Raw genomic sequence first — 23,723 nt, 5'->3', positions numbered from 1 at the left:
ACTTTTAAAATAGCTGCATTAGATATAGGTATTAAGAAGAATATTTTAAGAAACCTTGTTAAGCGTGGAGCCTACGTAAAGGTTTTTCCTTTTAATAGTAGTTTTGAAGAGATGTCTTCTTGGAATCCTGATGCATTCTTTATTTCGAATGGACCTGGTGATCCAGAACCATTGGTTGACGCTATTGCTGCGGTGAAAAAAATGATTCAAACAGACAAACCTCTTTTTGGAATTTGTTTAGGTCATCAAGTTTTGGCATTGGCAAATGGAGTATCTACTTATAAAATGCATAATGGGCATAGAGGTATTAATCACCCTATTCTAAATCTGATAACAGGTAAGGGAGAAATTACATCTCAAAACCATGGTTTTGCTATAAATAGAGAAGAAACAGAGGCGAATGAGAGCTTAGAGATTACACATACGCATCTTAATGATAAAACAGTTGCTGGTATTCGAATGAAAGATAAGGATGTATTTTCTGTTCAATATCATCCAGAAGCAAGTCCAGGACCGCATGATGCAGATTATCTTTTTGATGATTTTTTCAAATTAATAGAGAAACGTTCAAAACATAACGAAATAGTTTAAATTAATATTATTTTATTGGGAAATCTTGGGTTTAAATAAACGCAGTGATTTCCCTGTTTTGTATCTTTACTTTTTACAAACAACTAATAAAAAGATTAAAAATGAGTATTATATTAAATGTTCACGCAAGGCAGATTTTAGATTCTAGAGGTAACCCAACTGTTGAAGTAGATGTAGTTACAGAAAATGGTGTAATGGGTAGAGCAGCTGTTCCTTCTGGAGCTTCTACTGGTGAGCATGAGGCTGTTGAGCTACGTGATGGTGGTACAACTTTCATGGGTAAAGGAGTTATGAAAGCTGTTGATAACGTAAACAGTGTTATTGCTGAGGAAATTTTAGGAATGAGCGTATTTGATCAAAATCTTTTAGATCAAACGATGATAGATTTAGATGGTACGCCAAACAAATCTAAATTAGGAGCTAACGCTATTTTAGGTGTTTCATTAGCAGCTGCAAAGGCTGCTGCAAATGAATTAGGTCTTTCTCTTTTTAGATATATTGGTGGTGTTAGTGCTAACACGTTACCTGTACCAATGATGAACATAATAAATGGTGGTTCTCACTCAGATGCGCCTATTGCTTTTCAAGAATTTATGGTAATGCCTGTAAAAGCAAAAAGCTTTTCACATGCAATGCAAATGGGTACTGAGATTTTTCATAATCTTAAAAAGGTATTACATGATCGTGGTCTTAGTACTGCAGTAGGTGATGAAGGTGGATTTGCGCCAAACCTTGCCGGTGGTACTGAAGATGCTTTAGATACTATTGCAAAAGCTGTAAAAAATGCAGGTTATGCATTAGGTGATGACGTAATGATCGCTTTGGATTGTGCGGCTGCAGAATTCTTTGTTGATGGAAAATATGACTATACTAAATTCGAAGGTGAATCTGGTGTTATTAGAACTTCTGAAGAGCAAGCTCAATACTTAGCTGACTTAAGTGCTAAATATCCTATAATCTCTATTGAAGATGGTATGGATGAAAATGATTGGGATGGTTGGAAATCTTTGACCGATAAAATTGGAGATAAAGTTCAATTGGTAGGTGATGATTTATTCGTAACCAATGTTGAGCGTTTATCTACAGGTATTGAAAAAGGTATAGCAAATTCAATATTGATCAAAGTAAATCAAATAGGTACATTGACAGAAACAATTGCTGCTGTTAATATGGCTAAAAATGCAGGTTATACTTCAGTAATGTCTCACCGTTCTGGAGAAACAGAAGATAACACTATCGCTGATTTAGCTGTAGCATTGAATACGGGTCAAATTAAAACAGGTTCGGCTTCTAGGTCTGATCGTATGGCTAAATATAATCAACTACTTCGTATAGAAGAAGAATTAGGAAGTACAGCATATTACCCACAAGAAAAGGCTTTTAAATTGGATTAATTTATAAGTAAATTATATAATCAAGCCTTTCTTTCGAGAAAGGCTTTTTTTTTTGGCGTACTTCAAAACTTTAACTACCTTTTGAGAATAAATCAATAATAACACCTCTTTGTTAGCGTATGAATAATTTTCTTTTTGTTTCCGCAGAGAATGATGCCATTCCTGATTGTAAAGCTGGTGGAATGGGTGACGTAGTTAGAGACGTGCCTAGAGAAATTTCTAAGCGGGAAGATAAAGTTAATGTAGTAGTACCTTCATATTCTAGATTACATAAAAATGGAATATTTAAAACTAAACTTGAATTTAGTCTTAGGGGTATGCCGTACATGGCAGAGTTATATGAAGTTATTCCTAAGCGAGTAGATAAGAATATTACGCATTATGTTATACATCATCCTGAAATTGTAGAAGGTGGTATAGCTCATATTTATCATGATGACCCAACGGAACCATTTTATAATGATTTTATAAAGTTTATCATATTTTGTACTGCTACTGCAGAAGCAATTAAAATAGGAGCTTTTGGAGATTTGGATATTGTGCATATGCATGACTGGCATTCTGCTGCTCTTTTGTTCATTAAAACTTATCATCCAAATTATCAAGATTTGAAAAAGATGAGATATGTATATACCATACATAATTTGGCTATACAGGGTATTCGTCCTTTTTACAATAATTACGCATCGGTCAATAATTGGTTTCCTGAAGTTCAATTAGATCATGCTGCTTTAATGGATTCTAGATATCAAGATTGTATAAATTTAATGGCAGTAGGTATACGCCTTGCAGATGCTGTACATACCGTATCGCCATCTTACAAAGAAGATGTTCTTGTGCCAAGTAGAAGACCAGAATTTATTGGTGGAGAAAGTTTAGAGAATGATTTGTTGAACGCAGATAATGAAGGTCGTCTTTTTGGTATTCTAAATGCCAGTAATTATGGTAATATACGAGTAGCTGAAAAGGGATTTTTATATAGAAATACCGTTAAAGCTTTATTTAGATGGCTTCAAGAAAATTCAAAGAAGTATAAAGCTGATTTTCTCGCTCATACAGGAGAGAAGATTATGCAATTTGTTGGTAATAGACCAAAATTTATTGTTTCTAGTGTAGCTAGATTAACAGAACAGAAATTTTACTTTCTAAAACGATCTCCAGAAGCTTTTGAAAAAATGCTTGACAGGTTAAATGAGGTAGATGGTATATTCATTTTGTTGGGTACGGGTGATCCAGATTATGAAGAGTTTTTTCGTCATATGAGCTACCATCATAAAAACTTCGTGTTTACCAATGGGCAATCAGAAGATTTAATAGATTCTATGTATTTAGAGACAGATTTGTATTTCATGCCTAGTTTATTTGAGCCTTGCGGTATAAGTCAAATGTTGGCTATGAGAAATGGTAATCCTTGTTTGGTACATCATACTGGTGGACTAAAAGATACGGTTCATCATTTAAAAACAGGTTTTGCTTTTAGTGGAGAGACTTATGATGAACAGATAAGTAATATGGTTAAGGTTTTTGATGAGGCATTAACTCTTTGGGAAGAAGATAAAGACACCTGGAAAAAGATTAAGGCGAATGCAAAAAAGGCTCGTTTTACTTGGGAAAAATCTTTAGATGCATATTACGAGTCTCTATATCTGTTGTAATGAAAGCTATTCATAGAACTTATTGTTAATTTTACCCAAAACAGATTTTTGAAATTGGTAGACCAATCTTGTTTTGTTAACTTTACGAGAAGTATTTAAAACGTAAAAATAAAAATGTCAGACAAAGCTATTTTAGAATATAATGGTGAAAAATATGAGTTTCCGCTTATTAAGGGAACCGAAGATGAACTTGCAATCGATATCAAAACATTGCGTTCAGCAACCAAAGGAATTATAACTATTGATCCAGGTTTTAAAAATACGGGGTCTTGTGAAAGTGCTATTACTTTTTTAGATGGCGAAAAAGGTATTTTACGTTACAGAGGTTACTCAATAGAAGAACTAGCTGAGAAAGCTGATTTTTTAGAAGTTGCTTATGCATTGATTTTTGGAGACTTGCCAAACGAAGAACAATTGGCTAAGTTTCATAAAGATATAAAGGATGAATCTCATGTAGATGAAGAGATGAAAAAGATATTGGACGGTTTTCCAAAATCTGCTCACCCAATGGGTGTTTTATCATCTTTGACAAGTGCATTGATTGCATTTAACCCGTCTACCGTTGATGTGAGTTCAGATGAAGATATGTATCATGCTATTGTGCGTATACTTGCAAAATTCCCGGTTCTTGTAGCTTGGACTTTGCGTAAAAAGAAAGGTCTTCCATTAGATTATGGTGATGATAGTTTAGGTTATGTTGAGAACATTCATAAAATGATGTTCAAGCGTCCTAATCAAGATTATAAAAAGAACAAAGTTGTTATAGAAGCATTAGATAAGTTATTGATTTTACATGCTGATCATGAGCAAAACTGTTCTACGAGTACGGTTCGTATCGTAGGATCTTCTCATGCTGGTTTATTTGCATCTTTATCTGCAGGTATTTCGGCGCTTTGGGGTCCACTTCATGGTGGTGCCAACCAAGCGGTATTAGAAATGCTTGAGGCTATTGAAGCTGATGGTGGCGATACTAAAAAGTATATGGCTAAGGCTAAAGATAAGTCAGACCCGTTTAGGTTAATGGGCTTTGGACATAGAGTATATAAAAACTTTGATCCACGTGCCAAAATTATTAAAGTTGCCGCTGATGAAGTGTTGGCAGATTTAGGTATCGATGATCCAATTTTAGCTATTGCTAAAGGTTTAGAGAAAGAAGCACTAGAAGATCAGTATTTTGTTGACCGAAAATTATATCCAAATGTAGATTTCTATTCTGGTATTATTTATAGAGCTTTGGGTATACCTACCGAAATGTTTACAGTAATGTTTGCATTAGGAAGATTACCAGGGTGGATAGCACAATGGAGAGAAATGAGGTTAAAAGGTGAGCCAATTGGTAGACCAAGACAAGTTTATACAGGTGAAAATTTAAGATCTTTTGTCGAACTGGACAAAAGGTAGATTGCTACCGTTAATAAAAAAACAAAAAGCTCTTTTAATTTTAAAGGGGCTTTTTTTTTGTGCCAAATTTTAATTCAGATTTAAATACATACATATGTTACAGTTAAATGTCAATGATGAAATTTCACCGTTAAAGGCAGTTGTTTTAGGTATTGCCCAAAGTTCTGGTCCAACACCTACTTTAGAGGAGGCTTATGATCCAAAATCAAAAGAGCATATCAAAGCTGGTACATACCCTGCAGAACCCGATATGATTGCTGAAATGGAAGCTTTCAAAGCAGTGTTCGAGAAGTATGGTGTTAAAGTTTTTAGACCTGAAATTCTTGAAGATTGTAATCAGATTTTTACTAGGGATATTGCATTTGTTATTGAAGATAAATTAATAAAAGCCAATATATTGCCTGATCGAGAGCAAGAAGTGGAAGCAATTCTGCATGTTTTGGATAAAATTGAAGATGATAACATTCTAACCCCACCAGAAGAAGTTCATGTTGAAGGGGGTGACGTTATGCCTTGGAACGATTATATTTTTGTAGGTACATATACGGCAGCTGACTATCCTACTTATATAACGGCAAGAACAAATAAGGCGGCTGTGGAATATTTGACAAAACAGTTTCCGCATAAAACAATTAAATCTTTTGAACTGCGTAAATCTAACACCGTTGCTCAAGATAATGCATTGCATTTAGATTGTTGTTTTCAGCCTTTGGGAAAAGGGAAAGCAATCATTCATAAAAACGGATTTTTAGTAGAAGAGGAATACCAATGGTTGGTAGATTTTTTTGGAAAGGAAAATGTTTTTGAAATTGATGCAAGAGAAATGTATCATATGTACAGTAATGTTTTTTCTATTTCACCAGATGTGGTAGTCTCTGAAAAAAGCTTCACACGTTTAAATAATTGGTTACGGGAACAAGGTTTTACGGTAGAGGAAATTCCGTATGCAGAAATATCAAAACAAGAAGGGTTACTGCGCTGTAGTACATTACCCTTAATCAGAGCCTAATTTATAAATCAACATACAACAATTTAATGAGTACCCCTATGCAAATAACAAATACAATATTGATGATTCGCCCGGTTTCATTTAGAATGAATGAGCAGACCGCTGTCAATAACTACTTTATGGAAGATATTGATTTGAAGAATCAAGAAATAAACTTAAAAGCTCAAGAGGAGTTCGATGCATTTGTTTCCGTATTAAAAAGTAAAGGAGTAAATGTTATCGTTGTACAGGATACCAAAGAGCCTGATACTCCAGATAGCATTTTTCCTAATAACTGGATTTCTTTTCATGCCAATGGTACAGTAGGTGTTTACCCAATGTTTGCAGAGAATAGAAGAAATGAACGCAGAGAAGATATCTTTGAGATTTTAGAGGAGAACAATTTTAAGATCAAGGATGTCATTGATTACACTTCTGCGGAAGATGAAGAATTATACTTAGAAGGTACAGGTAGTATTCTAATAGATAGAGTGAATAATAAAGCTTATTGTGCGCTATCTGAACGTGCAGATGAAGAGTTGTTTATTGAGTTTTGTGAAGATTTTGATTTTTTTCCTGTAATTTTTACTGCCAACCAATCTGTAGATGGTAAAAGGCTGCCTATCTACCATACTAATGTTATGATGGCTTTGGCAGAAACTTTTGTGGTCATCTGTTCAGATTCTATTGATGATAAAAAGGAAAGAAAAAATGTGTTGGACCACCTTAAAAAAGATGGGAAAGAAATAATTACTATTACCGAGCAACAGATGCATCAGTTTGCTGGTAATATGTTGCAAGTTTTGGGTAGTGATGATAAACGATATATGGTGATGAGTTCTGCGGCATTCCATAGTTTAACACCAAAACAAGTTGCTCAGATAGAAAAACACTGTGCTATTTTGCATAGCTCATTACATACTATTGAAACGTGTGGTGGCGGTAGTGCTCGCTGTATGATGGCAGAAGTATTTCTTCCAAAGAACTAAATAGAATTTTTGCCCCGTTGAAATTATATGTTTTGATGGGGTATTTTTTTTGTGAAGTATTCGCTATCTTCAAAGGGGTTAGATGTTTTTACATTTTAAAATCACTATGAAGATAAAACCAATTTATATTGTCCTAATATTATCTATCACAGGTTTGCTATTTGCATTAGCCAATACGCCTAAGATTTCAACATATGAACTTGTGGATGATCAAGCTCAAAATGCTAATGATGATTATGATAAAATGATGGATGTACTTACCCATCAGCGTTGTATGAATTGTCATCCAAGTGATAACATTCCTAAACAAGGTGATGATAGTCACCCTCATTATTTTGGTATGGCAAGGGGTAAAGATGATCATGGTTTTGAAGCTACTAATTGTAATACCTGTCATCAATCTGAAAATAATTTAAATTCTGGAGTTCCCGGTGCACCGCATTGGGCATTGGCACCTGCTTCAATGGCTTGGGAAGGGTTGACAAGAGAAGAAATAGCAGAACGCTTATTAGATAAAAATATGAATGGTAATAGAAGTCATGATGAGCTGGTTAAACATATGACGGAAGATGATTTAGTGCTTTGGGCTTGGCAACCTGGTGTTCATGCAAATGGAGAACAACGTACAGTACCACCGGTTTCTAAAGAGGATTTTAAAAAAGCTGTTGAAAACTGGTTTGCTAACGGAGCGGTAATTCCTTCCAAATAATAAAATTTTATGAAAATTTCCTTAACTGTTAACGGTGAACTCAAAACTGTTGAAATAGCAGATGAAAATACACCTCTACTTTGGGTAATTAGAGATACTCTAGATTTAAAAGGAACAAAATTTGGGTGTGGAAAAGCAGCTTGTGGAGCATGTACTTTACACGTAGAAGATGAAGCGGTGCGTTCATGTTCCTATCCTGTGAAATTTGCTGAGGGTAAAAAAGTAACTACTATTGAAGGGTTGGGCGATAGAGAAAATCCACATCCTGTTCAACAGGCTTGGATAGAGGAAATTGTGCCACAATGCGGCTATTGCCAGCCAGGCTTTATGATGGCTACGGCTGCTCTTTTAAATAAAGTGCCTAAACCTACAGATGAAGATATTGATAAGAATATTATAAATGTATGTCGTTGCGGTACGTATTATCGCATGAGAAAAGCAATACACAAAGCAGCTAATTTGCAGTTAGAAAAAGAAAATAACGAATCTAAAGAATTGTAGTTCATGGCTGATAAAGATAATGGTTCAAAAAAAGTATCTAGGCGTAAGTTTTTGGTAAAAGGAGGACTTGGTACTATTGGTGTTGTTGCAATTGGTGCGTATATATTTAGAAACCCTATTCGTAGAGAGTTGTTGAGTTTCGCAAATTCATTAGAAGCGCCGTATGTTGATAATACGGATAAACCTATGGTGTGGTTTGAGGTAACTACGAATAATGAAATATTATTGCATTCTCCTAAAATGGAAATGGGACAAGGAACCTTTACGGGAATTGCCCAAATGGCTGCAGATGAACTTTCTGTTTCTATGGACCAAATTAATGTTGTTCATGCGGCATCATCTACCGGAAATGTTGATAATTTTGCTACAGGTGGTAGTACCTCAATTTCAGGATTATGGCAACCCTTAAGAGAACTCGCTGCAATGCTTAGGGTTATGTTGATTAAAGAAGCCGCTCGTAAAATGAATGTCGATAGCAATGAACTTACGGTTGAAGACGGAGTCATATCTGGCAACGGCAAAAAATTGACTTATGCACAAGCTGCTGAAGGAGTTGAAAATTGGGAGGTGCCAGATGTACCAGTTTTAAAGGATAAAAAGGAATATAAATATATAGGTATACCGGTACCTAGGGTAGATTTAGATGCCAAGGTATATGGTGATCCCATTTTTGGAATGGATGCAGATATGCCAGGTATGCTTTACGGTGCTGTTGTAAGACCTTCTAAAATTGGATCAACCTATGTTAGTGCAGATACCACTGCGGCAGAGAATATGCCCGGAGTGGTGAAGATAATTGTTGAAGATGATTTTGTAGGTGTTGTCGCAAATTCTATGATAGAAGCAGAGCATGCCAAAGAAGCTATTAATGTAACCTGGGAAAGTTTTGAGAATTTAGACACTGCTACCATCACTAAAATGATGACGGTTGGTAATGGAAATGCTACTACTATTCAGAAAAATGGTGCTGCTTTTGACGAAGATGATGATTTTGAAACCTTGGAGTTTAGAAGTCCTATTGGAGCACATGCTCAAATAGAACCGAATGGAGTGGTTGCATCTGTGGAAAGTGACAATGCTACCATAAAAATTTCAACCCAAGTGGTTAGTATTACTAGAAAAGAAGTCGCAAAACGTTTAGGTTTAGATACCGAAAAAGTGAATATTGTGCCTACTTATCTAGGTGGTGGTTTTGGTAGAAGGTTGCATACACCACATGCTGTACAGGCAGCTGTAATGTCTAAGGCTGTAGGTAAACCTGTGAAATATTTTTTTAGTAGAAAAGAGGAATTTCAGCATGATATGTTTCGCCCCCCAACACATCATATTATCAAAGGTAAATTAAACAGTGAAGGTTTTTTAGATACACTTGAACATGAGTTTGTAAGTGGTGATGTGGCTACTGATTCGGCATTGATACCTAATGCGTTGACTAACTTTTTAGGGGCAGATGTAGGCGCTATTCGTGGTGGGTTTATTCAATACACGGCTATTCCTAATTTCAAAACGGTTTATTGGCATGTAGAGTTACCGTTTGCAACCAGTTGGTGGCGTAGTTTAGGTTTATTGGCAAATACCTTTGCCATGGAAAGTTTTATAGATGAAATGGCGTTAAAAGCCAATAAAAACGCGGTAGATTTTAGATTACATCAAATAGGGAATGAGCCAATAGATAAACGTCTTAAAAATGTAATTAAGGCTGCTGCCGAAAAAACAAATTATACCGAAGAAGTTATTGATGGTCGTGCTATGGGGTTTGCAGCTTCTATAGATGCGAATACTCCTTGTGCTCAGGTAGCGGAGGTTTCTATAGTTGATAATGAAATTAAAGTCCATAAGGTAACTGTTGCTATGGATCCTGGTTTAGCAGTAAATCCTGATCAGATACGAGCACAATGTGAAGGTTGTGTTATTATGGGTATGAGTGCTGTGCTATACGAACAAATGTTTGTGGAGAATGGGGAATTAACACCAACCATATACGGACCGTATCAAATGGCTTTAATGAAGAACGCTCCTAAAGAAATTGACGTGGTATTGCTACAGGGTAAAGACACACCTGGTGCAGTGGGCGAACCTCCATTGGGTCCTGTGGGTGCAGCAATAGCAAATGCAGTTAGAAGATTAACGGGACAAAGATTGACCGAATTACCATTAAAGCTTTCTTAGCAGGCTGCTATTATTTGGAATTTTTCTGATTGGCAATATTCTTGATCATTCCGCCAAAAATGAAGTAATGAAATGGTACTATACTGTACCAATATAGTCTACCACGTAAGCCACGAGGTCTAAAAGTTGCGGTTTGGTGAAGTACATTGTTTTCATCAATCTTAAACTCTAACCAAGCTTCACCTGGTAGTTTCATTTCTGCGAACAACAATAACCGTTTTGTTTTTTTATCGGCTAATAAAACCCGCCAAAAATCTAACGAATCTCCAGCAAATATTTTATTGGCGTGGGTGCGACCTCTACGTAATCCTACGCCTCCAGATAATTTGTCTAAAAAGCCTCTAATTTTCCACAGCCAATTTCCATAGTACCAACCCGTTTCTCCGCCAATACTCCAAATTCTTTGTAGTACTTCATTTGGGTTGTTCACTTTTACGTGCTTATAATCTTTTAGTATGCCGTATTTAGGTACTTGTATGTGCTTTTCTAAATTGTCGTGTATACGACCGCTCACCATACTATCTTTCCAGCTGCTAATTACCAAGTTTTGCTCAATTTTTTTGAATGCAAGATCAATGGCGTTCTTATACGTGTGCGGTGTAATATTAAGAATATTTTGTAGCCTTTTGTCTTTGGCGACGACTTCTATACGCATACTGTCTACAAGGTTCAATGCTAATTTATAGGAAGTTGAGGTCACAAAATATAACCAATAGGAAGACAGTTTAGGTGTCATGATAGGTACTGTCCAAATATAATTTTTAAACCCACGAACCTCTGCATATTGGTGCAGCATTTCTTTATAGGTCAAGACATCAGGTCCCGCAATATCAAAAGAGTCGTTGTAGGTTTCTTTATGACCCAATACGCCTGTTAAAAAAGAAATTACGTCACGTATGGCTATGGGCTGCGTTTTTGTAAGAACCCATTTGGGCGTAATCATAACCGGAAGTTTTTCGCATAGATCACGAATAATTTCAAAAGAAGAACTTCCGGAACCAACTATAATACCGGCTCTTAAAACGGTAAGGTTAAAATTGCCTTCGTATAAAATCTCTTCTACGTTTTTTCTTGACTGTAAATGTTTGGATAAATTGTCGTCGTTTACAATACCACTCAAATAAACAACTTGTTTAATTTGAGTTTTTTCTACCATGATATTGAAGTTTTTAGCTGTTTGTGCCTCCATACTATCAAAATCTTGAGTGGAAGAACTCATGGAGTGTATCAGAAAATAGGCAGCATCAATATCGTTAGGAATACTATTTGGTTTTGGTTCCTCTAAAAAATCGATTTCTATAACTGAAATTCTTTCTCTAGTATCTGCATCTACTGATAATCTAGCTTCGTTACGTACAGCACAAACTACCTCATGCCCCATATCTAGAAGTTGTGGTAAAAGTCGCATACCTATATAACCATTGGCACCAGTGAGTAGTATCTTCATTATTTAGGTATTTTAAACATTTTAAAGATGTAATAAATTGGTAATAGGGTTACAACTGCTACAATTATTAATGATAGGCTTGAGATTTGAAATCCTATGTCTATTTTATAAGCTAGCAATATGGTTTCTATAATTACAGGAGTAGCTATTATTGATATTAACAAGTTCATGTATATCAACATTTGTAATGACATTTTATAAACTTGTGGAGCATTGTTTTCTGTTACCTTAACTGGATAATTCATGCTCCAAGGTTTTACTTTTCTTATAATTAAATATAGCAGTGCGTAAGTAAAACACATTATTAAGGGTAGCGTCCAAATAGTATTTTTTTCGCCATAACCGTCAACGTCTCCTTTGTAATTAAAATGTGAAGGAATAGTTTCGGGTAAGTCAGCATAAAAAATCCCAATAGCTAATAAATTTAAGGCTAAGATTATCCACCCAATAAAAATCAAGCTTTGTTGATTTTTTGTAAGATTTATATCTATTTTGGGCAAATTTGCGAACATATTATAGGTCTTCTATTGAAGTTGGTGCGTTATCGGCTTTGTAGCCTAATAATTTTTTAAAGAATTTCTGTACTGCTTTGGTGTCAGATGCTACTTTGATGAAATAATGATCTTTGTAAATGGAATATACTGAAGCTTCGCCTTTGTACATAGATAGTTTGTAATAGGGGATGACCAAGGCGTATGATTCTAACAATGATCTAAACCCAACTATAATTCCCTTAGGTCTCATTTCAATATTACAAGTGTCTCTGTTATTATCTAAAATCAACAAATTTCTAATTTCTATACTGGTTTCTGTAATAATAAGTTTAGGAGAACCAATACCGTTCAATGCCCATCTTTCTTTCAAGGTAAAAGGCTTGCCTACTTCAGTATCAATTTTCCTTGAAATCTCTTTATTGTTATAAGTTACGTTTACGAGCATGGTAAATTTGTTGCGCAGTTTTCATTAAAGTTAACGAAATGCGTAATGATTGCCGCATCTGTTCAGCTTAAAGCATAAAAAATGATTAATTTTGCAGCCTTAATTAAACGTTTTGGTGAATATTCAAGAGGTACTATCAGATAAAGTAAAAGAAGCGGTAAAATCTATTTTTGACAAGGAATTGCCAAATGTAGAGTTTCAGCCTACACGTAAAGATTTTGAAGGAGATATCACAATTGTGGTTTTCCCAATGTTGCGTGTGGTAAAGGGAAATCCTGTTCAAATTGGTGAGCAAATTGGTGCTTACTTAGAAGAGCATGTTGCTGCCGTAGCTGGCTTTAACGTGATTAAAGGATTCTTGAATATCGTTATTAACGATGGTTTCTATCTAGATTTTTTCAATTCTATTATTGCTACAGAAAATTACGGTTATGTAAAAGAATCTGATGATGCGGTAATGGTAGAATATTCTTCGCCAAATACCAATAAACCATTACACTTAGGGCATATTCGTAATAACTTATTAGGATATTCTGTTGCAGAAATTTTAAAGGCATCTGGTAAGAAGGTTTATAAAACTCAAATTATCAATGACCGTGGTATTCATATTTGCAAGAGTATGGTGGCTTGGCAGAAATTTGGAAATGGAGAAACGCCAGAGTCTACAGGGTTAAAAGGAGATAAGCTAGTTGGTAATTATTATGTGGCTTTTGATAAGGCATATAAAGAGCAAATAGCGGAGTTGGTTGCTAACGGTACGGAACAGAAAGTTGCTGAAAAAGAAGCGCCAATTTTATTGGAAGCACAAGAAATGCTTTTAAAGTGGGAGTCTGGAGACGAAGAAACCGTAGCGTTATGGAAAATCATGAACGGTTGGGTTTACAAAGGTTTTGAAGTGACTTATAAAAATCTTGGAGTTGATTTTGATACGCTGTATTATGAAAGTGATACGTATCTTTTAGGAAAAGATGTTGTTGCCGAAGGATTGAAAAAAGGTGTGTTCTTTAAAAAAGAAGATGGCAGTGTTTGGATCGATTTGACCGAAGATGGGTTAGATGAAAAAATTGTACTCCGTTCAGATGGTACCGCAGTTTACATGACTCAAGATATTGGTACTGCTATACAACGTGTAAAAGACCACCCAGATGTAAACGGAATGGTGTATACCGTAGGTAATGAGCAAGATTACCACTTTAAGGTATTGTTTCTGATTCTGCAAAAACTTGGTTTTTCTTGGTCTAACAAACTACATCACTTAAGTTACGGGATGGTTGATTTACCTAGCGGAAAAATGAAAAGTAGGGAAGGTACAGTCGTAGACGCCGATGATCTTATGGCTGATATGACCCAAACTGCTGCAAATATTTCAGAAGAGTTAGGAAAGCTTGATGACTATAACGAAGAAGAAAAGCAATCACTTTATAGAATGATTGGTTTAGGAGCTTTAAAATATTACATATTAAAAGTAGATCCTAAAAAACGAATTTTGTTTGATCCAGAAGAGTCGGTAGATTTTCAAGGAAATACGGGTCCGTTTATTCAATATACCTATGCACGTATTCAGTCTATTTTAAGAAAGGCAGAAAGTATGGGGATCGATACTTGTAATGATGCTAAGGTTACAGCGCTTCATAGCAAGGAAAAGGAGTTGGTCAAGCAACTACAGTTATTCCCAGATACTATTCAATTAGCTGCAGATAATTATAGTCCGGCTTTGATTGCAAACTATACGTATGACTTGGTTAAAGAGTTTAATTCTTTTTATCAGCAAGTCTCTATTTTAGGTGAAACTGATGATGCTAAAAAGGCATTACGTGTTCAATTATCTAAAAAAGTTGCAGAGGTGATACAAGATGCCTTTAGTTTATTGGGCGTTTCGGTTCCTGAACGTATGTAGTTAAGCTTATTCCGTCTTATTATTTACTATTCTTTATGTCATGTTTATTCATGGACATCTTTCATTGTATGCTATAGATACAAACCTTTTGGTGTGCATTAATAATACATTTTGTAATATACTTTCATTCTCAAAGTCTAAGAACACTTTTTACTCGTATATACAATTAGAATTTCTTGAAAGAACCTCTGTTACTAATACTAAAATGGTATTCGTTAATGGCAGTTCTGGAAAAGAATTTCTCAAAATATTATGATTAAAAACATCTAAAAGTATTTCATCAACAGTATAGAGTTGGGCCTCGTTGATGGTATCGATAGATGTTTTTGAGAGGAAGTTTATGAAAATGGAATTCCTTTTTTACCCCACAAGTAACTTTAGAGCATCCATTTATAGTGGATGCTCTTTTGTTTTGTTTATTTTCTAGTACTTGCTACGAATTTTGCATTGATATTATTAAATTTGTAACCCCTTAAAAAAGAAAAGAATGTTCGATAATTTAAGCGATAAGCTAGACAAGGCATTACATGTACTAAAAGGACATGGTCAGATTACAGAAATTAATGTTGCAGAGACTACCAAAGAAGTACGCCGAGCCTTATTGGATGCGGATGTTAACTTTAAAATAGCCAAAGAATTTACCAATAGGGTAAAAGAAAAGGCATTGGGGCAAGATGTATTGACCACCTTACAACCTGGTCAGTTAATGGTTAAGATTGTAAAAGACGAACTAACCCAATTAATGGGTGGTGAGTCAGAAGGTATTAATCTGTCCGGTAATCCATCGGTTATTTTAATGTCTGGTTTACAGGGTTCTGGTAAAACTACCTTTTCTGGTAAACTTGCTAATTTTCTAAAAACAAAAAAAACTAAAAAGCCGCTATTGGTTGCTTGTGATGTGTATCGTCCGGCGGCAATTGATCAGTTGCACGTAGTTGGTGAGCAAATTGGTGTTGAAGTATTTTCTGATAGAGGAAATACCGATCCTGTAGCGATTTCTAAAGCTGGTATAGCACATGCAAAGGCAAACGGACATAATGTGGTTATCATTGATACCGCTGGTCGTTTAGCTGTTGACGAGGCTATGATGAATGAAATATCTAATATTCATAAAGCGATACAACCTCAAGAGACTTTGTTCGTAGTAGATTCTATGACAGGTCAAGATGCTGTAAACACGGCAAAAGCCTTCAACGATATCTTGAATTTTGATGGTGTTATCTTAACCAAATTAGATGGTGATACTCGTGGTGGTGCCGCTATTTCTATTAAATCTGTGGTAGATAAGCCAATTAAATTTATTGGTACCGGTGAGAAGATGGAAGCTATTGATGTTTTCTACCCATCACGTATGGCAGATCGTATCTTGGGTATGGGTGATGTAATATCACTTGTAGAAAGGGCTCAAGAACAGTTTGATGAAGAAGAGGCCAGAAAAATCCAAAAGAAGATTGCTAAAAATAAATTCGGATTCGATGATTTCCTGAGCCAAATTCAGCAAATCAAGAAGATGGGTAATATGAAGGATCTTATGGGGATGATACCTGGTGCAGGTAAAGCCTTAAAAGGTTTGGATATTGATGATGATGCTTTCAAACATATAGAAGCAATTATTCATTCAATGACACCAGAAGAGCGTTCTACACCTTCTAAATTAAATGCAAGTAGAAAAAAACGTATTGCAAAAGGTTCAGGAAGAGAAGTTCAAGAAATCAATCAGCTATTAAAGCAGTTTGACCAAATGAGCAAGATGATGAAAATGATGCAAGGCGGTGGCGGTAAGAAAATGATGCAGATGATGGGTGCCATGAAAGGAATGAAATAAAGACCGAATAATACAACCTAACAACACAACTTAAAGAATAGCGGATATGGAATTATTGGATGGTAAAAAAGTATCCAACGAAATTAAAGAGGAAATCAAGGCAGAGGTTGCCAAGATGAAAGAGCGTGGTGAAAAAGTACCACATTTGGCGGCAATTATTGTCGGTAGTGATGGGGCTAGTTTAACCTACGTAGGTAGTAAAGTTCGTTCTTGTGAACGTATTGGTTTTGAATCTACTTTAATTCAAATGCCAAGTACTACTTCTGAGCAAGAATTATTGAACAAGATCAAAGAATTGAACGTTGATGATGATATTGACGGTTTTATTGTTCAGTTACCGTTGCCAGAGCAAATAGATACCCAAAAGGTAATTATGGCCGTAGATCCAGATAAGGATGTTGATGGTTTTCACCCTACCAACTTTGGTAAAATGGCTTTAGATATGAGTACGTTCATTCCTGCAACGCCGTTTGGTATTCTTGAATTATTGGAGCGTTATAAAGTAGATACAAAAGGTAAACATACCGTAGTTATTGGTCGTAGCCATATTGTAGGTAGACCAATGAGTATTTTAATGGGTAGAAAAGGATGGCCAGGTAACTCTACCGTAACACTTACCCATAGTCATACAAAGAATATTACTCAAATTATATCTCAAGCAGATATTGTAATTTCAGCATTAGGGGTTCCTAAATTCTTAAAAGCGGAAATGGTAAAAGATGATGCTGTTGTAATAGATGTAGGTATTACTAGAGTGCCAGACGAAACTAGAGAAAAAGGATACTATATTACTGGTGATGTTGATTTTGAAAATGTAAGTAAAAAAGCATCATACATTACTCCCGTTCCTGGTGGGGTAGGACCTATGACCATTGCAATGTTATTGAAAAATACATTGTTAGCTCGTGAGAGACATAGAAGTAGAAACTAGTACTGTATAAAATTTATTAAAAGCCTTGCAAAACTTTTGTGGGGCTTTTTTTATACCGGTAATTTCTTGATGGTTACACCGGTTTCTGTAGTGTCGTTAGGTACTAAAATGTCTATGTCATTACTGTCGTCGTAATCGCAACTTGCCATCGCCGTTATTGAAATACAGATTAAGAAAGCGTATAATAATTTTTTCATAGCATAGGTTTTAGGGTGCAATACAAAAAGGTTATGTACATAAAACGCTAAAATGTTAGTCTTGGTATTTGATGTGATTATAGAATACTGTACCTTTTCTGAAACATTTATCCTTATGAGAAAAATTCTTTTGGTACTACTGGTCGTTGCTTTTATAATAGGGTGTACAGAACCTCCTAAATTAGAACATAAATCTTCAATAAAGGTTAGTTATTCTGCTGAGGTAGATTCTTTGGCCAAAGATGGGCGATTGTTGCTAATGCTTTCTTCTGATGATGGTAATGAGCCAAGATTTCAGATTAATGACGGACTAAACACCCAGCTCATTTTTGGTATGAATGTGGAGAATTGGGCTAAGGATTCAGTGTTGACTTTTGATGAATCCGTTTTTGGTTATCCGTATGAAAGCTTAAAAGATGTACCACCCGGAGAATATAATGTGCAGGCACTTTTGAACGTATATGAAACTTTTAATTTATCTACTGGTCATACAGTAAAGTTACCCATGGATAATGGCGAGGGACAAAAATGGAATAAATCACCAGGTAATTTATATAGCAAGCCGTTTAAGATAAGGGTTGCCAGTAACGGATTTGAAAATGTATCAGTTAATTTGGACCAAGTTATTCCTGTAATTGAAGAACCAGAAGATACCGAGTGGATAAAACACGTTAAAGTGAAGTCAGAAAGGCTTTCTGAGTTCTGGGGAAGGGATATTTACTTGGGAGCTCATGTATTATTGCCAAAAGGATTTGAAGAACATCCGGAAGCTAAATATCCGTTAATGGTGTTTCACGGACATTTTCCATCAGATTTTGGCGGATTCAGAACTACACCGCCAGACCCTAACTTAAAACCAGAGTATTCTGAACGTTTTAGTTTAGGGGGCTATAATATTATTCAACAACAAGAAGCCTATGATTTTTATAAACGATGGAACGAGCCGGATTTTCCAAGATTTATAGTATTGCAAATTCAGCATCCTACTCCGTATTACGATGATTCTTATGCAGTAAACTCTGCTAGTCAAGGTCCGTATGGTGATGCTATTACCTATGAGTTAATCCCTGAAATAGAAAAACAATTTAGAGGAATGGGCGAGGGGTGGTCTCGTTTTCTTTACGGTGGATCAACCGGCGGTTGGGAAGCTTTGGCGGTACAAGTGAAATATCCAGATGAATACAATGGTTGTTTTGCGGCATGCCCTGATCCTATTGATTTTAGAGCATATACGTTGACAAACATCTACGAAGATGAAAATGCCTATTTCTATAAGAGTGCGCATAAAACGTTGGAAGTGCCATCGCATCGTAATTATTTAGGTCAAATACAATCTACGCTAAGACAAGGAAATCATTTGGAATTGGTTTTAGGTGATAAATCTAGATCTGGTCAACAGTGGGATATTTGGGAAGCAACCTATTCACCACAAGGTGATGACGGATATCCTGAGAGAATATGGGATAAGAAAACGGGAGATATTGACCATGATGTGGCAGAGTACTGGAAAGAGAATTTTGATTTAAGACACATCCTTGAGCGCGATTGGGATAAATTGGGCGATAACTTAAAAGGTAAAATTCATATTTACTGCGGTGATATGGATAACTATTACCTAAACAATGCGGTGTACTTAATGGAAGATTTTTTAGAAAGTACTACAGATCCGTATTATGAAGGAGAAGTAAAATATGGAGATAGAGATGAGCATTGTTGGAACGGAGATCCTGATCAGCCAAATGCTATTACCCGTTTACGATACAATACTATGTATGTGCCAAAAATAATGGAACGTATAGAAAAAAGCGCTCCTAGAGGTGCGGATTTAACTAGTTGGAGGTATAAATAGGTTGAATAGTTTTATTGCAATAAGAATGTCAATTCGAGTGAATTTTGAGGCACGAAAAATTAGTATCGAGAAGCGTTTAAGTATACAGTGATGCTTGTTACTATTTAAAATATTTATAATAACTATAGTATAAAGATGTAATGAAATACAGAAGATTCGGAAGAACAGATTGGCAAGTAAGTGAGGTAGGATACGGAATGTGGGGAATGGCTGGCTGGACGGCCAGTGACGATGCTCAATCTGCAAAGTCGTTGGACTTAGCAGTTGAAAACGGAGTTAACTTTTTTGATACTGCTTGGGGTTATGGAGAAGGTCATAGTGAGGAGTTACTTGGTGAATTGGTGAAAAGACATCCTTCTAAGAAGTTGTATACAGAAAGTAAAATTCCGCCAAAAAACTTTCAGTGGCCAGCAAAACGTGAATATACTTTTGAGGACTCTTATCCTACAGCACATATAATGGAATATACCCATAAGACGCTAAAAAATTTAGGATTAGAGCAAATAGACCTTATGCAATTTCATACCTGGGATGATGTTTGGAGCGATAGAGAAGAATGGCAACGTGCTATTGAAGATTTAAAGACTTCAGGTAAAGTTGCAGCAGTGGGTATTAGTATGAACCGTTGGGAGCCAGAAAATGGAATAAAAGCTTTAAAAACAGGATTATTAGACGCGGTACAAGTCATTTATAACATATTCGATCAAGCGCCAGTAGATAATTTATTTCCCCTGTGTAAAGAGTTGGATATTGCAACCATAGCACGTGTGCCTTTTGATGAAGGCACATTGACAGGAACTATGACGAAAGAAACTACGTTCCCTGAAGGTGATTGGCGTGGCACTTATTTTGTACCTGAGAATTTGATTTCTTCGGTAGAACATGCCGATGCTTTAAGACCATTAATTCCTGAAGGTATGACCATGGCAGAAATGGCATTGCGTTTTATACTAATGAATGATAATGTAGGTACTAGCATACCGGGTATGCGTAAGCAGCGTAATGTATTGGCAAATACAGCCACTAGTGATGGTCAGTTACTATCTAATGAACTGTATGAAGAATTAAAAAAGCACCGATGGGATAGAGTGCCTACTTCTTGGTCTCAGTAGTATATTTTAAATATATTATCTTAATAAAAAAGCCATCAATAGGAACAATATTGATGGTTTTAACTTAAAGTGTGTGGTTGTTGCTATTTCGCAAACAACTGCCCCATATCTTTAAAAGCTTTAAACTCTAAAGCATTACCTGCCGGATCATAGAAAAACATGGTAGCTTGTTCACCAACTTTACCTGCAAAACGTATATAAGGTTCAATAACAAATGTTACGCCTTTAGATTTTAGTTCTTCAGAGAAGCTTTGAAATGTATCCCAAGGTAGAACTACGCCGTAATGAGGAACAGGAACATCATGACCATCTACGGGATTATGGTGTACACTTTCTGTCTCCGATTTAGGTTTGTAATGTATCACCAATTGATGTCCGAATAAATTGAAATCTACCCAGTGGTCACTACTACGACCTTCTTCGCAATTTAAAATATCTCTGTAAAAAATTCTGCATTCCGGTAGGTTGTGAACAGGAATGGCAATATGGAAAGGCGTTACGTTTTGCATAATCAGTTATTTCTTAAGGCTGAAATTAACTCTTTTTTACTCATTTTGGAACGTCCGTCGATACCAATTTCTTTAGCTTGGTCATAAAGTTCCTTTTTGGTTCTATCTTCATAGGTAGAAGCTTTACCACCTTTTTTACCTGCATCTTTAGTATTTGCTATACGTGCAGCTTTTTCTTTGCTGTAACCTTTGTCTACTAAGGCTTCGTATTGTTCTTCGTTTTGTATTTGAGGTATATTATTTGACTTTGCCATTTTTATTTTAAAATTAAATAAAAAGTGACTTTTGGGTGTGCTGTATAGAATCAGAAATTACCCTTCTAAAAAAGAGACGATCTTTTCATTTACACCATCTTGGTGCATAGAATGCCCTAAGCCTTCTGTGCTAACTAATTCACTCCCTTTCCAATGTTTATGTACATCAACAGAGGCGTGATAAGGTGCAATCACATCCAACTTATCATGAAAGAGTAAGCCTTTTTTTGTGTTGCTCTGAACAAATTTAGAACTTGAAAATTCTCTTACCGTAAATTTAAATTTTTTGTATACTAAGTCTTTCAGCGCTTTTAAAACCTTATTGTTGAAACCTAACAAATTCTTATAATGCGCCAGTATCTCATGAAACTCTGATGGAGAACCAATGGTAACTATTTTATCAATCGTTTTATTTGGATGTAGAGATTCATTGTACAAAACGGTCATACCGCCCATGGAATGCCCTATAACTGTTGTTGGGTTGTACTTGGTCAATACATGTTGTACGGTATCCGCATATAAAGGTACATGAAGATTACTTCCAGAGGAATACCCGTGTGCAGGGGCATCAAACGCAATAATATTGTAATCTACCTTTTGTAATTTGGCTATAAGTTTATGCCAACGCCAAGTGTTACTTTCCCAACCGTGTACCAGTAAAACGGTTTCTTTGTTTCCGGGCCATTTGTATACTTGAATATCATTGTTATCCAACGATAACACCTCTAATTTGGCATTATCAAGAAATGTCTGTTGATTGGGTAGTACGCGTCCCTTTCTAACTTTTATAAAGACTAAAAAAGCTTTTTCAGCAGCTTTCTTTGGTGAGAACCATACGAGAAAGTTGAGGTAGAAACCAATTAATTTAGGAATGAGTTTTTGTAGAAATACCGGCACCTGCTAAAGTTTAAAATGTATTAAGTAATTATCCTAGGGATGTAAGATGTGTGGAATTTTAATAAATCAATCCCAACCTACCATCATATATTTCACTTTTGCGGCATCTGGTATTTGAACTTCTTCAATGTTGTTGTTGGCGTTATACCTAAGACTCTCCGGTAACTCTTTTTTGTCGATGGTAAAATAAATATCGCTATTTTTTAATAAGACAACTACATTGTTCAATGAAGTAATGATTTTTTTTATAGGGTAGTTTTCTCGTATATCTTTAAATGTACTTAGTTTGGAAATACCCTTGTCGGTTTTAAATCTTTCATCATTGATCAATACATTTTGTATTGTTGCAATGCTATCGTTATTAGGTGTAAGCGTAAGAAGTAAAGCACCCGCACCTCTTTCAAATATTTTGATTTTGCTAGCGCCACTACCAATTTTAAGTTTTACGGTATCTTGAACAACTGAATCTTTTTCAAAAATTAATTCTACATCACGTGCTAAACTTTCTTTAGACAATTTGCCCACCTGATCACCGGATATAACAAAATCAGTATTGGTTTCACCAGTACAGTTTATAAGCAGGCCACAACATAAAATCAATAAAAGGGTGTATCTAAACTTCATATGCTATCGTATCACTTTTTTTAGTACTCCAAGAACTCCTCTTATAAAAGTAGCACTCGTTAAAACTTTAAGAACCGGATTTTGTTTTGTACTCGTTTTGCTAGATGTCTTTCTTGTAGCTGTTTTGCTCTTTTCTTTTTTGGCTAATTTTTCTGCCTTATCAATCTTTTCGTTCAAGATTTCATAGGCACTTTCTCTATCTATAACCTCACCATATTTTTTGACCAATGAAGAGCTGTTGATTACTTCTGCTAATTCTTTTTTGGTCAAAACATCCATACGGCTCATTGGTGCACGCAATAATGTTGCAGCTAGTGGCGTAGGTCTACCTTTTTCATCTAAAGCAGAAATCAATGCCTCACCTATACCTAAAGATGTAAGTACTTCTTTAGTATCATAATACTCAGATTCAGGATAGTTTTCTGCAGTCAATTTAATTGCTTTTCTATCTCTAGCAGTAAAAGCCCTTAATGCATGTTGTACTTTTAAACCTAATTGAGACAACACATCGTTTGGTACGTCTGTAGGGTTTTGCGTAACAAAATACAACCCTATGCCTTTTGAACGAATCAGTTTAACAATACTTTCTATTTGATCTAACAATGCTTTTGAAGCTTCTTTGAAAATAAGGTGGGCTTCGTCTATAAAAAGAATCAATTCTGGTTTATCGCTATCGCCCTGTTCTGGGAAGGTATCATAAATCTCAGCTAAGAGACTCAACATAAATGTGGAGAACAACTTTGGTCTATCTTGAATATCGGTCAATCTTAAGATATTGATATACCCTTTGCCTTCTTCATTAATACGGGTTAAGTCGTTTACATCAAAAGACTTTTCTCCAAAGA

23 protein-coding genes are annotated in these 23,723 nt (G+C 35.6%); 14 read left to right on the top strand and 9 right to left on the bottom strand.

The annotated features are described in order from the left end of the window. The 9 genes from ABJI11_RS03830 to ABJI11_RS03790 all read left to right on the top strand — a co-directional run. Positions 1–591, top strand: a 591-nt coding sequence (locus ABJI11_RS03830; protein WP_348349578.1) for a carbamoyl phosphate synthase small subunit, incomplete at its 5' end; no start/stop codon positions are given. 101 nt (positions 592–692) lie between these two features. Next, a complete protein-coding gene (eno, locus tag ABJI11_RS03825) occupies positions 693–1,985 on the top strand; it encodes a phosphopyruvate hydratase (protein WP_348349576.1) in 1,293 nt (430 codons plus the stop codon). 119 nt (positions 1,986–2,104) lie between these two features. Next, a complete protein-coding gene (locus tag ABJI11_RS03820) occupies positions 2,105–3,640 on the top strand; it encodes a glycogen/starch synthase (protein ID WP_348349574.1) in 1,536 nt (511 codons plus the stop codon). 114 nt (positions 3,641–3,754) lie between these two features. After that, positions 3,755–5,041, top strand: coding sequence for a citrate synthase (locus ABJI11_RS03815; RefSeq protein ID WP_348349572.1), 1,287 nt, complete (start codon positions 3,755–3,757; stop codon positions 5,039–5,041). Between the two features lie 94 nt (positions 5,042–5,135). Beyond that, positions 5,136–6,050 (top strand): arginine deiminase family protein, encoded by a 915-nt coding sequence (locus ABJI11_RS03810; RefSeq protein ID WP_348349570.1) that lies wholly within the window; start codon positions 5,136–5,138, stop codon positions 6,048–6,050. Between the two features lie 38 nt (positions 6,051–6,088). Continuing rightward, on the top strand, positions 6,089–7,018 hold the full coding sequence (locus tag ABJI11_RS03805) for an arginine deiminase-related protein (RefSeq protein ID WP_348349580.1): 930 nt from the start codon (positions 6,089–6,091) through the stop codon (positions 7,016–7,018). A 106-nt stretch (positions 7,019–7,124) separates the two neighbouring features. Next, positions 7,125–7,727 (top strand): hypothetical protein, encoded by a 603-nt coding sequence (locus ABJI11_RS03800; protein WP_348349568.1) that lies wholly within the window; start codon positions 7,125–7,127, stop codon positions 7,725–7,727. A gap of 9 nt (positions 7,728–7,736) precedes the next feature. Continuing rightward, entirely contained in the window at positions 7,737–8,228 is a 492-nt protein-coding gene (locus ABJI11_RS03795) for a (2Fe-2S)-binding protein (RefSeq protein ID WP_348349566.1), read from the top strand. Positions 8,229–8,231: 3 nt separating this feature from the next. Beyond that, positions 8,232–10,397 carry a molybdopterin cofactor-binding domain-containing protein gene (locus ABJI11_RS03790; RefSeq protein WP_348349564.1) on the top strand — a complete coding sequence of 722 codons (2,166 nt, stop codon included), beginning with the start codon at positions 8,232–8,234 and terminating at the stop codon, positions 10,395–10,397. Between the two features lie 10 nt (positions 10,398–10,407). Here the strand turns inward: ABJI11_RS03790 and ABJI11_RS03785 are convergent, their stop codons facing one another. From ABJI11_RS03785 to ABJI11_RS03775, 3 genes are read right to left on the bottom strand one after another with little or no spacing between them, the layout of a single operon-like run. Further along, the gene (locus tag ABJI11_RS03785; RefSeq protein WP_348349562.1) at positions 10,408–11,844 is read right to left on the bottom strand and encodes an SDR family oxidoreductase; all 1,437 of its coding nucleotides are present in this window, start codon (positions 11,842–11,844) and stop codon (positions 10,408–10,410) included. Then, the gene (locus ABJI11_RS03780; protein ID WP_348349560.1) at positions 11,844–12,344 is read right to left on the bottom strand and encodes a DUF1648 domain-containing protein; all 501 of its coding nucleotides are present in this window, start codon (positions 12,342–12,344) and stop codon (positions 11,844–11,846) included. The genes ABJI11_RS03785 and ABJI11_RS03780 overlap by 1 nt, the downstream gene beginning before the upstream one ends. 13 nt (positions 12,345–12,357) lie before the next feature. Then, on the bottom strand, positions 12,358–12,783 hold the full coding sequence (locus tag ABJI11_RS03775; RefSeq protein ID WP_348349558.1) for a hypothetical protein: 426 nt from the start codon (positions 12,781–12,783) through the stop codon (positions 12,358–12,360). 115 nt (positions 12,784–12,898) lie between these two features. Here ABJI11_RS03775 and argS point away from each other — a divergent pair, with 115 nt between their 5' ends. The 3 genes from argS (at position 12,899) to ABJI11_RS03760 (ending at position 17,436) form a co-directional block, all read left to right on the top strand. Continuing rightward, positions 12,899–14,680: an arginine--tRNA ligase gene (argS, locus tag ABJI11_RS03770; protein WP_348349556.1), complete on the top strand. Its 1,782-nt coding sequence runs from the start codon at positions 12,899–12,901 to the stop codon at positions 14,678–14,680. 487 nt (positions 14,681–15,167) lie between these two features. Then, complete coding sequence (gene ffh / locus ABJI11_RS03765) at positions 15,168–16,505, top strand: signal recognition particle protein (RefSeq protein ID WP_348349554.1); 1,338 nt, start codon at positions 15,168–15,170, stop codon at positions 16,503–16,505. A 46-nt stretch (positions 16,506–16,551) separates the two neighbouring features. Continuing rightward, positions 16,552–17,436 (top strand): bifunctional 5,10-methylenetetrahydrofolate dehydrogenase/5,10-methenyltetrahydrofolate cyclohydrolase, encoded by an 885-nt coding sequence (locus ABJI11_RS03760; protein WP_276492093.1) that lies wholly within the window; start codon positions 16,552–16,554, stop codon positions 17,434–17,436. Between the two features lie 50 nt (positions 17,437–17,486). On the opposite strand, the gene ABJI11_RS03755 is transcribed toward ABJI11_RS03760, so the two are convergent. Next, complete coding sequence (locus ABJI11_RS03755) at positions 17,487–17,633, bottom strand: hypothetical protein (protein ID WP_348349552.1); 147 nt, start codon at positions 17,631–17,633, stop codon at positions 17,487–17,489. Positions 17,634–17,748: 115 nt separating this feature from the next. On the opposite strand from ABJI11_RS03755, the gene ABJI11_RS03750 reads away from it, so the two are divergent. Both ABJI11_RS03750 and ABJI11_RS03745 read left to right on the top strand, forming a co-directional pair. Beyond that, positions 17,749–19,482: an alpha/beta hydrolase-fold protein gene (locus ABJI11_RS03750; RefSeq protein WP_348349550.1), complete on the top strand. Its 1,734-nt coding sequence runs from the start codon at positions 17,749–17,751 to the stop codon at positions 19,480–19,482. A 140-nt stretch (positions 19,483–19,622) separates the two neighbouring features. Further along, complete coding sequence (locus ABJI11_RS03745) at positions 19,623–20,594, top strand: aldo/keto reductase (protein WP_348349548.1); 972 nt, start codon at positions 19,623–19,625, stop codon at positions 20,592–20,594. A gap of 83 nt (positions 20,595–20,677) precedes the next feature. Here ABJI11_RS03745 and ABJI11_RS03740 read toward each other — a convergent pair whose 3' ends face one another. The 5 genes from ABJI11_RS03740 to ABJI11_RS03720 form a co-directional block, all read right to left on the bottom strand. Beyond that, complete coding sequence (locus ABJI11_RS03740) at positions 20,678–21,103, bottom strand: VOC family protein (protein WP_348349546.1); 426 nt, start codon at positions 21,101–21,103, stop codon at positions 20,678–20,680. Between the two features lie 2 nt (positions 21,104–21,105). Next, positions 21,106–21,357: a Rho termination factor N-terminal domain-containing protein gene (locus tag ABJI11_RS03735; protein ID WP_348349544.1), complete on the bottom strand. Its 252-nt coding sequence runs from the start codon at positions 21,355–21,357 to the stop codon at positions 21,106–21,108. 57 nt (positions 21,358–21,414) lie between these two features. Next, the gene (locus ABJI11_RS03730; protein ID WP_348349542.1) at positions 21,415–22,254 is read right to left on the bottom strand and encodes an alpha/beta hydrolase; all 840 of its coding nucleotides are present in this window, start codon (positions 22,252–22,254) and stop codon (positions 21,415–21,417) included. A 66-nt stretch (positions 22,255–22,320) separates the two neighbouring features. After that, on the bottom strand, positions 22,321–22,878 hold the full coding sequence (locus tag ABJI11_RS03725; protein ID WP_348349540.1) for a hypothetical protein: 558 nt from the start codon (positions 22,876–22,878) through the stop codon (positions 22,321–22,323). A gap of 3 nt (positions 22,879–22,881) precedes the next feature. Beyond that, the coding region (locus tag ABJI11_RS03720) for a helicase HerA-like domain-containing protein (protein ID WP_348349538.1) at positions 22,882–23,723 on the bottom strand (842 nt) is incomplete at its 5' end.

This window comes from Maribacter sp. (genome assembly GCF_039968975.1).
In the GTDB taxonomy this organism is placed as follows: Bacteria; Bacteroidota; Bacteroidia; order Flavobacteriales; family Flavobacteriaceae; genus Maribacter.
The sequence above is the reverse complement of the archived record's forward strand: the minus strand, read 5'-3'. Positions and strand labels throughout refer to the sequence as shown.

Excerpts from the sequence above, each read along its gene's own strand:
- eno (WP_348349576.1), top strand. The coding sequence starts at position 693 with ATGAGTATTATATTAAATGTTCACGCAAGGCAGATTTTAGATTCTAGA.
- ABJI11_RS03820 (WP_348349574.1), top strand. The coding sequence starts at position 2,105 with ATGAATAATTTTCTTTTTGTTTCCGCAGAGAATGATGCCATTCCTGAT.
- ABJI11_RS03815 (WP_348349572.1), top strand. The coding sequence starts at position 3,755 with ATGTCAGACAAAGCTATTTTAGAATATAATGGTGAAAAATATGAGTTT.
- ABJI11_RS03810 (WP_348349570.1), top strand. The coding sequence starts at position 5,136 with ATGTTACAGTTAAATGTCAATGATGAAATTTCACCGTTAAAGGCAGTT.
- ABJI11_RS03805 (WP_348349580.1), top strand. The coding sequence starts at position 6,089 with ATGCAAATAACAAATACAATATTGATGATTCGCCCGGTTTCATTTAGA.
- ABJI11_RS03800 (WP_348349568.1), top strand. The coding sequence starts at position 7,125 with ATGAAGATAAAACCAATTTATATTGTCCTAATATTATCTATCACAGGT.
- ABJI11_RS03795 (WP_348349566.1), top strand. The coding sequence starts at position 7,737 with ATGAAAATTTCCTTAACTGTTAACGGTGAACTCAAAACTGTTGAAATA.
- ABJI11_RS03790 (WP_348349564.1), top strand. The coding sequence starts at position 8,232 with ATGGCTGATAAAGATAATGGTTCAAAAAAAGTATCTAGGCGTAAGTTT.
- ABJI11_RS03785 (WP_348349562.1), bottom strand. The coding sequence starts at position 11,844 with ATGAAGATACTACTCACTGGTGCCAATGGTTATATAGGTATGCGACTT.
- ABJI11_RS03775 (WP_348349558.1), bottom strand. The coding sequence starts at position 12,783 with ATGCTCGTAAACGTAACTTATAACAATAAAGAGATTTCAAGGAAAATT.
- ffh (WP_348349554.1), top strand. The coding sequence starts at position 15,168 with ATGTTCGATAATTTAAGCGATAAGCTAGACAAGGCATTACATGTACTA.
- ABJI11_RS03760 (WP_276492093.1), top strand. The coding sequence starts at position 16,552 with ATGGAATTATTGGATGGTAAAAAAGTATCCAACGAAATTAAAGAGGAA.
- ABJI11_RS03755 (WP_348349552.1), bottom strand. The coding sequence starts at position 17,633 with ATGAAAAAATTATTATACGCTTTCTTAATCTGTATTTCAATAACGGCG.
- ABJI11_RS03750 (WP_348349550.1), top strand. The coding sequence starts at position 17,749 with ATGAGAAAAATTCTTTTGGTACTACTGGTCGTTGCTTTTATAATAGGG.
- ABJI11_RS03745 (WP_348349548.1), top strand. The coding sequence starts at position 19,623 with ATGAAATACAGAAGATTCGGAAGAACAGATTGGCAAGTAAGTGAGGTA.
- ABJI11_RS03740 (WP_348349546.1), bottom strand. The coding sequence starts at position 21,103 with ATGCAAAACGTAACGCCTTTCCATATTGCCATTCCTGTTCACAACCTA.
- ABJI11_RS03735 (WP_348349544.1), bottom strand. The coding sequence starts at position 21,357 with ATGGCAAAGTCAAATAATATACCTCAAATACAAAACGAAGAACAATAC.
- ABJI11_RS03725 (WP_348349540.1), bottom strand. The coding sequence starts at position 22,878 with ATGAAGTTTAGATACACCCTTTTATTGATTTTATGTTGTGGCCTGCTT.